This is a genomic window from Prevotella micans F0438 (genome assembly GCF_000243035.1).
GTDB classification, from domain to species: Bacteria; Bacteroidota; Bacteroidia; order Bacteroidales; family Bacteroidaceae; genus Prevotella; species Prevotella micans.
The window spans coordinates 1,098,994-1,110,592 of sequence record NZ_JH594521.1; the positions used below are offsets into that span (position 1 = coordinate 1,098,994).

The window sequence follows — 11,599 nt, forward strand, 5'->3', positions numbered from 1 at the left end:
TACGCCATGCAAATAGCACTCCACTTTTTAAGTCTGCATAAGGAAGTTGCCCTCGCCACGAGCGAGGGCAACCTGCCCAAAATACGTATCTTTCAGATTATGCGGCAAGAAACAACTACGCTTTACTTTGCCACATCATCGCAAAAAGCCGTTTACCAACAGTTGAAACAGAATCCGCACATAGAGATTCTCGCCATGCACGGACAGGTTTCGGTGCGTTGCGCAGGGAAAGCCAATTTCAATGTAGACGATGAATGTAAGCGTTGGATTTACGAGCATAATCCTGTTCTGCAGCGGCTTTACAGCGGTTACGACAAACTGGCTTACTTCTCTTTCAATATAGAGGAAATGGATTATTATGACCTTCGACCTACTCCTCCGGTCTTCCGTCATTTCAATCTTTTGGAAGGAACAGAAGGCGCAGGATTTGTTGGAGAGCGGTTTACAAAGAAATAAAACATAAATGGATAGACTAGAGAATATAGACCATGCACTTAAAATACTATTGAAGGAAACGGGAGAACAAATAGATATTCCGAGAACCCTTCCACTTAAACAACAGCTGATGAGGGCTTTGATGAACGTATGGCAACCGTCTCTGCCATCCAGCGAATTGCTCCATGCGCAAGACGAAGAGCTAAGCAGGCAGCGTGAAGAGAAAGGAATCGTTGAAATAGCTGAGGAAGGCATACAACTATGGAAAGGGGATATAACCCGACTCAAAGTAGATGCCATCGTCAATGCAGCAAACAGTCAGATGCTTGGCTGTTTCATTCCTCTTCATTCATGTATTGACAATGCTATTCACTCTGCTGCCGGCATACAATTGCGCTGTGCCTGTAATGAGATGATGCAGACGCAGGGACATGAAGAACCTACCGGACAGGCCAAGATAACGCCAGGCTTTAATCTCCCCGCACGGTATGTCATTCACACCGTTGGTCCGATTATTCCCAATGGTATACCAACAAAAGAACAAGAGGAACAGCTCGCTTCCTGCTATCGTTCCTGTCTTCGGATAGCCGAAGAGCATGGATTGAAGAGTATTGCTTTCTGCTGTATTTCAACGGGAGTATTTCGTTTTCCACAGAAATTGGCAGCGGAGATAGCCGTAAAAACCATAAAGAAATTTTCAAGGAAACACATAAAGACTATCGTATTCAACGTTTTCACCGATACTGATTATGACATTTACCAACAGCTTATCTGAAAGAATAGCCCATGTAGGCAGGCTTATTGCCGATGCTGATTATATATTGATTGGAGCAGGGGCAGGCCTGTCGGCTGCGGCTGGATTGGATTACGCCGGAAAGGAATTTGAAAGGGAATTTCAACCTTGGATAGACCGATATGGCATCACTGATCTTTATTCCTCATCCTTTTATCCGTTCAAGACCGAAGAAGAACGATGGGCATATTGGGCAAAGCACATCTGGTTCTCCCGTTTTCGTACGGGTGGAACGGAACTGTATCATAACATTCTGCAACTTATCAAGGGAAAAGAGTATTTCGTGATAACAACAAATGTTGATGCACAGTTTGAAAAATCTGGATTTGCAAAGGAAAAGATATTTGCGACACAAGGAGACTATGCCTATTTGCAGGCAAGAAACGGAAGTACGAAGACGCTTGTCTATAATGAATCTTGGGTAAAGCAGGCCTTAGCAGCAACCATAGACTGTAGAGTTCCCACAGAACTGATCCCTCATCACCCTCTTACAGGAGAACTGATGAGTCCCAACCTGCGCTGTGATGATACTTTTGTTGAGGATGAACGATGGCACCGCCAAAAAGAAGCATATCATGAGTTTGTAGGAAAGGCATGGGGACATAAACTTCTTTTACTTGAGTTTGGTGTCGGTTTCAACACGCCATCCATCATTCGTTTCCCCTTTGAGCAAATGGCTGCAAGTAATTCAAATATCTCACTCGTGCGCTTTAACCGCGACTATCCGCAATTGATGCAGGAGAATGTATTTAACTTCACCTGCTTTACAGAAGAACTGGGTGATGTGGTAAAACGCTTATTCAATCTAAGAAGTATGTAGTTGGGGGTAGTAATGAAAACTCCATCCCATAACTCCATTCTAATCCTTTTTCTTTCACTGAATTACCTCTATTGTAGTTAACGTGAATTCGACGAATTATAAGTGTCTATAAATTTAGTGGAGGTATCATCGTGATTCTACGATGTCAAAGGTAGAAGTTATGCTGACAAAGGCTACATCGGCAAGAACCTCTTTTCAAAGGCTTTTTGTTGATGGAATACAGCTTATTACCAAATTAAAGGGTAACATGAAAGGAGCGTTAATGAGTGTTTCAGACAGGCTTTTACTCAGAAAAAGAGCCATTATAGAGACGGTGAATGATGAACTTAAGAACATTGCGCAGGTGGAACACTCCAGAAATAGATGCTTAGAAAATTTCATCGTCAACTTATTCGGGGCAATTGCTGCCTATTATCTGTTCCCAAAGAAGCCGTGCATCAATGTACAAAGGACGATTGATACACTGCTTACATTGTTCTGAATTCGTCGAACTCACGTTTTTAATACTTAAAAATATTCCCTCACTTACGGATAATCAATACTTCTAAGTTTCTTTTTCCATTTTTTCTCAGAGAAATATGCTTCTGGCATGTTAGGTAGGAAAACGAGATAATTGTTTATGTAGTCTATAAGGCTATAGACAAGGAAAAGAATAGTGCAGATTATGGTCACGATAATACTTGAGATTTTCCTCATATATTAGAACTTCCTATGTTATATTATTTGTCATTCAACCGTAATATAAGATATTCTAACTTGGAATTGAAAGAGACACCTTTGTAACCGTGTGTCTTATAATATTCATAATGGGTGAATAATTCTCCAGGGAAACCCACTACGATATATTTCCCTTTCCGAAAGTCATCCTTAGCTATTTGTAACCTCTTTCGTATGAGACGTTACTTAAGTCGATAGAATAACAAATTCTCATTTGTATTTTATGCTTCTCAAAATATCGTTTAAGCTTCTTCTCAACATTCTTGTCCAAAGCGATTTGAGTTCTTATCCTTTTTTGGGGGGGGAACGCACAGTTTCAAAGCTTGAAATTTTCTTGAGACTCGTATCCTATAAAACATTCATATACTAAAAGGTGAAATTGAACCCGAAGCGGATTCCGTTTATCGAAATATTGGGATAGGCGGTGTAGGTTAGGCGTCGGACGTAATCTACTTCAAGAACTTTCAGGATGTTATGTATGCCGAATACAGCTTCAAGATAGGGTTCTTTGTTCATTATGTGTGTGTCTCCAGGGAATCGGTACAGTTGTTTATCAGCTGAATTCTGCGGTAGATATGGGTTATTTTTGTCGGTGAGTTTTCCCCACATGCCCTTGAAGGCCACATATTCTCTCCATTTGAGTCGTTTGAGAAGCGGTATGCGATTGAATATTTTTCCTTCGAGATTCCATGCGATGTTGAATTGCAGATAGCGGTCGTTGACGAATTCTACGTTTTCCATGAGGTTGAACGAACCTTGATGCTCGAAGAACGAGGTGTTCACTGGGGGCATTATTAGTAGTGGGAAGGGCACTTTGCTCCATTGTGCACCGGCCATAAGGCGTATGTCAAAACTGCCCCAGCTGCCTAGCCATATTCGTTTGTAGAACGAAGCTTCGGTTTGATTGAAGTTGAATTCCGAGCCGAAGACATTACGTAAACCTAGGGTGTGGGTTAGTTTGTAAATGGGTGCATCTAGATTCACAGTGAGACGTTTCTGCTTCGAGTTAATATAGCTCTGTCCTGGTCGATATTCTAGTGAGAGTCGCAACTCGGTCATGCGGAGTTTTTGTACTGGCGAGCCATCCATTCGTAGATAAACTAGGTCGCCGGTGGGTCGGTTGTTTTCTGTTGTGAAGTCGAATCCGGTAGCGAGTCCGTAATTCGATTCCCACATGAAACTTAGTCTCTGCCTGTTGTAGAAATACATTTTCTGAACCTTAACAGGGCGTATGGTCATGAAGATGTTGTCTTTATTGTGAACGAGATATTTATCGGATGGCGATTCAACGTCGCTATTTGATTCGAATGATAGGGTTCTGATTGGGAACTCGATGGGTTGGTATTCGGGCTTATTGAACGAATAAGTGAGTTTTGCATCATAGTAGTTCCTGTGAGTTTTGGTTCCATAGGCATAATATCCCTCGAAAAACCAGTGTGGATTGAGTTTGGCTGTTGTTCGAGCCGATGCTCGGAATCGGATGCCGTCTACATAGTTCTTTGAAACGATGGTATTGAGGGGGCCAATGTCGATTTTGCTGGGCGTTGTTTCGGTTCCTGTTTCTAGGAAGTTTTCAATTAGAACTTTTGTGCCTATGAGAAGCCATTTGAAATTCCTGGTTTGCGACATCTGATGGATGAAATTGTCCATCTCACTTTCGCTTTTAGTTAACTGGGTGATTCGGTGTTGTTTCCAGAAGTCGTCGTCGCGCATTTTTGCATTGACATCATATGTTAGCTTGGAGCGACCTTTGAATATTTTCTCGGGAATAGGGTCGAAGGAGTAGTCGGTAAGACCGGTGGTGCGTATGACTATAGCCTTTTGAAGGAAATCGGTTAGCATAAGTTCGGCCACCATATTATCGGTTGTGAGCACCCAATCTCCGCTAGGTAGCTTTGAAAACTCCTGCTCGAATTTCATTGTTTCTACGAAGTTCACACCTGTTCCGGCAGGGAGCTGCATGTCGCATTTCCTTACATGCAGAGAGCTGTCGGCAAGTACATAGAGTTCGCCACGAAATCCGAAGTCTTGCTGATTGGCTGGCATGAACTGAAGGCGTATACATTTGTCTCCAGCCACGTAAACGGTGTCATCTATGTAGAAATGATAGAATGATATGGCTGTTGAGCCGATCGGTGAAGGGAACCGGCTTTCGAGTAGGGCTATTTGGTCGTCGTAAAGGTTTATATCCTTGAAGATGTCTTTCACGACAGTATTGAGGGCTCCGCCCGTTTGGATGAGATTGGAGATTCCTTTTGTTGACTGCCCTTTTACAATGCTTTTTTCGTCGCGCGGACGTTTGCGATAGACATATTGCGTAAGGGTCTCGTCGACCGAGAAAGGCAGAATTAATTTATTGTTATAGGGGCACATCTCTACCTGGTTGAGCAACCATGGGGTTCGTTTAAAGATGGTGCTTTCGAGGTCGTCAGGGGTTATGTTGTTGATGGCCATCGTGACCTTCTGATATTTATCGAACTGATAGTAGTCATGATTTTCGAGGTCTGTACGTTTCTTAGCAGCTATAACTCGTCGCATTAACTCCACGGCAGGATTATCCTTTCTGGAATATCTGCGTCTGCGCTTGGCCTGCACTACAATTCCGTCGAGTTGCTTGGAATCGGCAATAAGGGTTATTTTAAGTAATTCCGGAGTGTCGGCAGATATTTTCACCCGTCGTGTCTTATAGCCCACGGCCGTAACGGTAAGTGTTTGTCCTTCGTGGCGTTCGATATCCAGAGTTCCAGAAGCGTCAGCCGAATATGTTAGTTTGAGACTCTTGTATATGGCATTGGCGTATGGAATACTGTCGCCTGTTTGTGAGTCGACAATATAGCAATGCATGTTTTTAGGCGCAGAAGCATCTAAAAATAAAGTCTGGGCACCAACAGTATTTGTTAGTGTCCAGAACAATATGAAAGAGAATGTTATTTTAATCGATTTCTTCATCGGCTTCATATCCGCCTATTTCGCGGATTGCATTCTTTAGCATTGTGTATTGCTCAAAAAGATTGTTGACTGCTTCCTCACCGCATGTGTAATCGTGCATCGGACTCTTCATGAAGAAACTCAAGAAACGTTGCGTGCCATATCGGCCGGCGCGTGCGGCAAGATCGCTGAGCAGTGCAAGATCTAGCAGTAATGGCGCGGCTAGAATTGAATCGCGGCAGAGAAAGTTGATTTTTATTTGCATCGGATATCCCATCCATCCAAAAATATCAATATTGTCCCATCCCTCCTTGTTATCGTTGCGTGGGGGGTAGTAGTTGATGCGTACCTTATGATAGATATCTCCGTATAGATCAGGCTGTTCATCGGCCTTGCAAATTGTTTCGAGCGTTGAAAGTTTGCTAACTTCCTTGGTATGAAAGTTAGCTGGTTCGTCTAGCACAAGACCATCACGATTACCCAGAATATTTGTAGAGAACCATCCGGCCAACCCCAGATTACGAGTTTTAATGATTGGTGCGAAGCCCGATTTGACAAGCGTTTGACCAGTTTTGAAATCTTTTCCGGCTATAGGCATACGCATCTTTTCGGCAAACTCCCACATCGCAGGAATATCGACAGTGGTGTTCGGTGCACCCATTATGAAAGGGCAACTTTCGGCTAAGGCTGCATAGGCATAGCACATCGAAGGGGCAATTTGCTCGCGCACATCGTCTTTCATTGCCTGTTCAAGTTGAGCAAGCGTCTTGTGATATTGCTTGTTGTAGGGCACATAAATCTCGGTAGATGCAGCCCAGAGAACCACAACTCTACTGCACCTTGTTTGTTGCTTAAAATTGCGAATGTCTTGGCGCAGCTCCTCAACCATCTCCCAGCGTGTTAGACATGTTTTTACGTTGTCGCCGTCAATCCGTTTAGCGTAGTTCTTGTCGAAAGCAGCTTTAAGTGGACGTATTGCTTCGAGTTCATCACGCACAGGTTCAATATCCTTTGGCTGCAAAACTTCAGCATAGATTGTGGCCTGATATGCATTCTGCGGATAAACATCCCATGTCGCGAAGACTATGTCTTTGAGCTCGGCAAGCGGTACGATGTCTTTGTAGTGCAGATACTTCTTCTCTGCATTCTTTCCGACACGAATTTTGTCGTACTGGGTCATTGCACCAATTGGCTTTGCAAGTCCCTTACGAGCCATTAACACACCGGTTATAAAGGTGGTGGAAACTGCTCCGCAACCTACAACCATGATTCCTAGTTTACCCGTTGCCGGGGCTACTTCTGATTGTTTCATTTTTGCGTATTTTATAATTTAAACAGGTTAGTTACTCTATTGTTTATTACAACCGAAGCTGTCGTTCATTCACTTGTTAAATCATTGAGCGACGATATAATCAGGTCGGCAGCCGAGGGGTCGTCCTTTTCATTTTTCCACGTTTCGCCTTTTAACCAAATAGTGCGGCAACCCAGCTGGTGCCCGGGAAGAATATCGTTTGAATAACTGTCGCCAACCACTGTGATATTTTCGGATTTAAGAGCCAGAGCGTCAATTCCAAGTTGGAATATACGTAGATCAGGCTTACGAATTCCTACCACAGCACTTTCAACTACTCTATCGAAGAGATTATCGAGTTCAAACTCGACCAGCACTGTGTTCATGTTGCCATAGAAGTTACTCACGAGCACGAGTGGATATTTTTCTTTCAAACTTAGCAATACTGTACGACTCTCAGCGGTGATTAGTTTCACCTTCCTATATAAATCGTTCAACATCGCTGTTTGCATACTCACCAGACTGAAACCAGTTTGCTCCAACAAACCTTGTTCGGAGAGATATTCGAATTCCAGCTCAATCTTCGCTTCGAGTGTTTCGCGGAAGCTACTTTCAGGCCGTATGATAGCCTTTCTTTCCAACTCTCGCTCGGCATAGACATAGGTATTACGAAAATCTTCTTCCTCTATCGGAATATTCTGTCGTTCATAGGCATGCCAAAGCATTTTTCCCCAGTGTGTGCCAGCGGTATCAAGCGTACCACCAAAGTCGAAGATGTATCCTTTCATATTCGGTTAAGAGTTCTGTATTTCAGCCGATAGACGCTCGCAAAGAGCCTCGTGGCGTTTGTGCATATATATATATATAAGGTTGTATATCGTTATTTCCACCAACAGATAAACCCACGGACAATTCAATAAACACGTTATGTATATAATTATAAGACGCGAATTGAGCGTAAGCAGATTGGTTAGCGGAATGAGCGGCCTACTGTTCCTCAGAAACTCTTCGCGAATTGTTAGCGGAAGAGCCTCAATACTGCCGTATCTATTCTTTATTTTGGCATGAAGGCGTTGAAAAGCAGGTGTACGATGCTCTTGACTCTTACAATAGTTTCGATAGTTTATGTGAAATGCCCAATCCCAGAAAACATCTTTCTTCTCTCTCAGTTCCTCTACAATTCTGCGTTCTTCGGCATAAGAATCGAGCTCTGAACCGTCTTTTCCTTTGAGGAAATAAAGATGTATCTGCCTATAGTAGTCGCTCAACGATGTCTGCGGAGAATGGCTCAACAACGATGCTAATGCGGCAAGCGCCAATCCCCAAATGCCCCATTGCTCTATCATTCCTGGTACAGGCTGATTCCAGAGGCGCAATGCGATAGCCAAATATATGGCGAAGAACCACACGTTACCGGCAAATCCATCAAGACAACGTCCTTTCATCGAGCGTTGATTGGTGAGTCGTGCCAATTGCCCGTCGGTTGAATCACAGAAATCGGCCATCATCATGAGAAATATTCCGAAGAGATTGTGCGTCAGGTCTGTGAAGTAGAACATATAGCCAGCACCTATACCCAGGAATATTGACATGATGGTTATAGCGTTAGGCTTTACGCCCAGTCTGTGCCACATAAGAGCAAAGAACAGTCCAACCGGTCGGTTGAAATGTATATCGAGCCATTCTTCGGTTTCATCCGATTTTAACGAGGCTCTCAACAGTTCTTTGAAACTCTTGTTTTCTATATTCGTATCTGTCATTATTGTTCTCAATATTTAACCAGCTTTGCTATGGCATTGGCTGCTTCGTTTCTGCAGCGCGAAAAGCTGGGCCAGTCATTGAAGTCGATAAGGAAGAAATCGCCTGCCGGAGTCACTATTGCATCTCCCCCGAACACCGGAGTGTTGAGCTTACGCGACAATAATTCGGCAGTTACTCTTAACTTCTCGACGTCGTAGACATAATGGTGCGGCCGACCATTAACTATTTCATTGCCGAACTTTGTTATTCCGTCATCGCCAGGATAGAATGTGCGAAAGAACCCTGTGTCCTCAACTCCGTAGAATTTAATCAAGTCGCCCTGCACATGTGCCTGTACAACGAAATTGTTTATTCCACGGGCTACGAAATCTTTCTTTGCTTTCTCTAGTTCAATCTTGTTCGCACAATATTTCACATCTTCGGCTTGTTGTGTTGCAGCATCTCCTCGCTTTATCCAATATCCGTCGTTGCCCTTTTCCGAAGGAGTGGGAATAGCGCATGCTTTCATTATTTCAGCCATTTTACTTCGCCGGCATGCCTCCACGCCTCGTGCCGAATTTACAACTCTTGCACCATTATCTTCTTGTTGTTTCAACCAAGACATTGTACTCGGCAAACGTCCCATGTTGAGAATCAGGTCGAATTGTTCAACAATTGTTATTGCTTCCTCTTCGCTAGTCGTTCGGCTTTCAGACAATCTGCTTAGCACATCAAGCATGATATCCCGGTCTTTCTGCACAGAGTTAGGCGAAAAGCGTTCATCACGAAATATTCCGAGAATTCTCATTCTATACCTCCTTCACGAACAAACTCTTCGGCTCTCAAAATATCTTTAGTATGGTCTATGTCGAACGCCTTAGAGAAGGGATAGGCTTTCACGCAAAGCCCGTCTGTAATCAACGCCCGTTGGAAATTACGCATTCTGCTTTCGCCTCTTTCAATACATTTCCGGAGAGTTTCCAGTGTACGAGTCGTCAAACCATATATCCCGGCCGAAACATATTTGCATCCTCCGAGGGGCACAGTGTCATAAAAGCCGTTAACCGTCATATTGTCACCCGTGCCCACGTAAAGCGGACTTTCGTCGTCTACAAATTCCGTTACTCCCATCAATGCATCTACTCCGTTTGAAGCAGATTTAATAAAAGTATCTGCATAATCGGCAAACTCATCTTCACGAAACACAGTATCAACAGTTGTCAGAACAAAGGGCTCACCCGTCATATTCTTACTTAGTTCGTAAAGGCTATGCATCGAGCTGTGAGTCGACTTCACGATTGTTCGCACCATTGTCGACGATTCTTTTAAAAGATATTGATGTACCGACCTCATTTGTTCGTTACAGATAACAAGAATTTCGGTTGCATTGTTCTGCTTAAAAATCCTTATTAGTCTGCCGAGCAATGCTTCTCCGCCAATCTTCACAAGCGGTTTCGGCTCCACGACGCCTTCGTATATTAGGCGCGAACCCTCGCCCGCTGCTATGATTGCATATTTCATTCCCAGTTCGATTATGTAATAGAGGAGACTCTTTTTCCGGTAGTAGACCAACTCCTTTCAGCAGTGGCAAAGGTACGTAATTCTATAAGACTCTGAAATCATCATCTCTAAAGGTTCTCTTTTTCACGGTATTTGGTAGTTAGTAAGTATAAACCTCCACAACTCTAGGAATCAACTCTAAATAGAACCAATATACATCTCTAAGCGTACAGAAGTGTATCTCCATACGTATCAAACGGCAATTACTCCCGTACTCCATTCTATTTATATACATACTCCCTTCTATTTACATTAGGGAGTTGTATCATAGACATACCGGAGAAATTGAATTATCATCGTGATGACACAAATTTATCATCACGATGAAACGTTTGTATCATCATGATGAAACTAATTTTTCATCGTGATGATAATTCAATTTCTCGGTTAAGAAAACAATGAGAGTACATATATAAATAGAAGGAGATCCGGGAGTAAATAGAATGGTCTCCGTATATAAATAGAATGGAATACAAATGTAATTGGAAAGAGCTCCGTATGTAATCTCTCTGGGATATGTATGTAATCGCACGCTAATACGGAAGTAATTTCCAGGAGTCTGGGAGTAGAGAGAATGGATTCCGTATGGGATTGCGCGGTAGATTTATATATAAAGAACTCCTTACGGTATATCCGGGCGATTATTCTAGGAGTACTGGAGTAGATGTTCTTCTTATATGTATATTCCAGGGGGGTCTTTCCAGTAGTCTTCCAGTGGTTTCTGGTATTAGGGACAATGTGTTTTGTTTTTATAGTGTATATATACGAAGAATCCCTCGGGAGCTGTGCTTCCGAGGGATTTGGTTTTAAAGGGGGCAGCCTCCTACTCTCCCGCATTGCATTGCAGTACCATCGGCGCAATCGGGCTTAACTTCTCTGTTCGGAATGGGAAGAGGTGGAACACCGACGCAATAGCCACCCAAAGGGGGTTGACATTATTGACAGGCAAGATGTAATAAATAGTTCCCGCTTGAGGATGATTCTCTTTCAGGTCGGCTGCGAGATTGGCTTTACCTTGCTGGCTTGGCTTCTCGTATGACTTGTGATATTACTGAAAGTTCGAGGTTCTTTATATGAAAGTTTTTGGGCAATTAGTAGTGCTTGGCTTTGACGTCGCCGTCTTTACACCTGCACCCTATCAACGTCCTGGTCTAGGACGACCCTTATAAGGAGTTCTCATCTTGCGGCCGGCTTCGCGCTTAGATGCTTTCAGCGCTTATCCGAACCAGACTCAGCTACCGGCGGTGCACCTGCGGCACAACGTAACCGGAGGTCTGTCCATCACGGTCCTCTCGTACTAGTGACAGGCCCACTC

9 protein-coding genes, 2 rRNA genes and 1 pseudogene are annotated in these 11,599 nt (G+C 43.4%); 4 read left to right on the plus strand and 8 right to left on the minus strand.

Features of this window, described 5'->3' with window-relative positions:
• Positions 1–6 precede the first annotated feature (6 nt).
• The 4 genes and pseudogenes from HMPREF9140_RS04550 to HMPREF9140_RS04565 all read left to right on the plus strand — a co-directional run.
• Positions 7–456 carry a pyridoxamine 5'-phosphate oxidase family protein gene (locus tag HMPREF9140_RS04550; protein WP_006952084.1) on the plus strand — a complete coding sequence of 150 codons (450 nt, stop codon included), beginning with the start codon at positions 7–9 and terminating at the stop codon, positions 454–456.
• 7 nt (positions 457–463) lie between these two features.
• Positions 464–1,210: a protein-ADP-ribose hydrolase gene (locus tag HMPREF9140_RS04555; RefSeq protein WP_006952086.1), complete on the plus strand. Its 747-nt coding sequence runs from the start codon at positions 464–466 to the stop codon at positions 1,208–1,210.
• Positions 1,185–2,048 (plus strand): SIR2 family NAD-dependent protein deacylase, encoded by an 864-nt coding sequence (locus tag HMPREF9140_RS04560; protein WP_006952088.1) that lies wholly within the window; start codon positions 1,185–1,187, stop codon positions 2,046–2,048. The genes HMPREF9140_RS04555 and HMPREF9140_RS04560 overlap by 26 nt, the downstream gene beginning before the upstream one ends.
• Before the next feature lie 159 nt (positions 2,049–2,207).
• A pseudogene (locus tag HMPREF9140_RS04565) lies at positions 2,208–2,529 on the plus strand (transposase); the annotation flags it as partial.
• Between the two features lie 602 nt (positions 2,530–3,131).
• Here the strand turns inward: HMPREF9140_RS04565 and HMPREF9140_RS04570 are convergent.
• The 8 genes from HMPREF9140_RS04570 to HMPREF9140_RS04605 all read right to left on the minus strand — a co-directional run.
• Positions 3,132–5,723, minus strand: a complete 2,592-nt coding sequence (locus HMPREF9140_RS04570) for a DUF5686 family protein (RefSeq protein ID WP_006952095.1) — start codon at positions 5,721–5,723, stop codon at positions 3,132–3,134.
• Complete coding sequence (locus HMPREF9140_RS04575) at positions 5,698–7,005, minus strand: inositol-3-phosphate synthase (RefSeq protein ID WP_006952099.1); 1,308 nt, start codon at positions 7,003–7,005, stop codon at positions 5,698–5,700. The genes HMPREF9140_RS04570 and HMPREF9140_RS04575 overlap by 26 nt, the downstream gene beginning before the upstream one ends.
• Before the next feature lie 65 nt (positions 7,006–7,070).
• Positions 7,071–7,772, minus strand: a complete 702-nt coding sequence (locus HMPREF9140_RS10735; protein ID WP_006952101.1) for an HAD family hydrolase — start codon at positions 7,770–7,772, stop codon at positions 7,071–7,073.
• Positions 7,773–7,778: 6 nt separating this feature from the next.
• Complete coding sequence (locus tag HMPREF9140_RS10740; protein ID WP_006952105.1) at positions 7,779–8,744, minus strand: CDP-alcohol phosphatidyltransferase family protein; 966 nt, start codon at positions 8,742–8,744, stop codon at positions 7,779–7,781.
• An 8-nt stretch (positions 8,745–8,752) separates the two neighbouring features.
• Positions 8,753–9,532 carry a hypothetical protein gene (locus tag HMPREF9140_RS04590; RefSeq protein WP_006952108.1) on the minus strand — a complete coding sequence of 260 codons (780 nt, stop codon included), beginning with the start codon at positions 9,530–9,532 and terminating at the stop codon, positions 8,753–8,755.
• A complete protein-coding gene (locus HMPREF9140_RS04595) occupies positions 9,529–10,245 on the minus strand; it encodes an NTP transferase domain-containing protein (RefSeq protein ID WP_006952111.1) in 717 nt (238 codons plus the stop codon). The genes HMPREF9140_RS04590 and HMPREF9140_RS04595 overlap by 4 nt, the downstream gene beginning before the upstream one ends.
• Before the next feature lie 849 nt (positions 10,246–11,094).
• Positions 11,095–11,207 (minus strand): 5S ribosomal RNA (rrf, locus tag HMPREF9140_RS04600).
• A gap of 147 nt (positions 11,208–11,354) precedes the next feature.
• Positions 11,355–11,599 (minus strand): 23S ribosomal RNA (locus HMPREF9140_RS04605); the annotation flags it as partial.

Coding starts and splice junctions, on each gene's coding strand:
- HMPREF9140_RS04550 (WP_006952084.1), top strand. CDS start 7: ATGCAAATAGCACTCCACTTTTTAAGTCTGCATAAGGAAGTTGCCCTC.
- HMPREF9140_RS04555 (WP_006952086.1), top strand. CDS start 464: ATGGATAGACTAGAGAATATAGACCATGCACTTAAAATACTATTGAAG.
- HMPREF9140_RS04560 (WP_006952088.1), top strand. CDS start 1,185: ATGACATTTACCAACAGCTTATCTGAAAGAATAGCCCATGTAGGCAGG.
- HMPREF9140_RS04570 (WP_006952095.1), bottom strand. CDS start 5,723: ATGAAGCCGATGAAGAAATCGATTAAAATAACATTCTCTTTCATATTG.
- HMPREF9140_RS04575 (WP_006952099.1), bottom strand. CDS start 7,005: ATGAAACAATCAGAAGTAGCCCCGGCAACGGGTAAACTAGGAATCATG.
- HMPREF9140_RS10735 (WP_006952101.1), bottom strand. CDS start 7,772: ATGAAAGGATACATCTTCGACTTTGGTGGTACGCTTGATACCGCTGGC.
- HMPREF9140_RS10740 (WP_006952105.1), bottom strand. CDS start 8,744: ATGACAGATACGAATATAGAAAACAAGAGTTTCAAAGAACTGTTGAGA.
- HMPREF9140_RS04590 (WP_006952108.1), bottom strand. CDS start 9,532: ATGAGAATTCTCGGAATATTTCGTGATGAACGCTTTTCGCCTAACTCT.
- HMPREF9140_RS04595 (WP_006952111.1), bottom strand. CDS start 10,245: ATGAAATATGCAATCATAGCAGCGGGCGAGGGTTCGCGCCTAATATAC.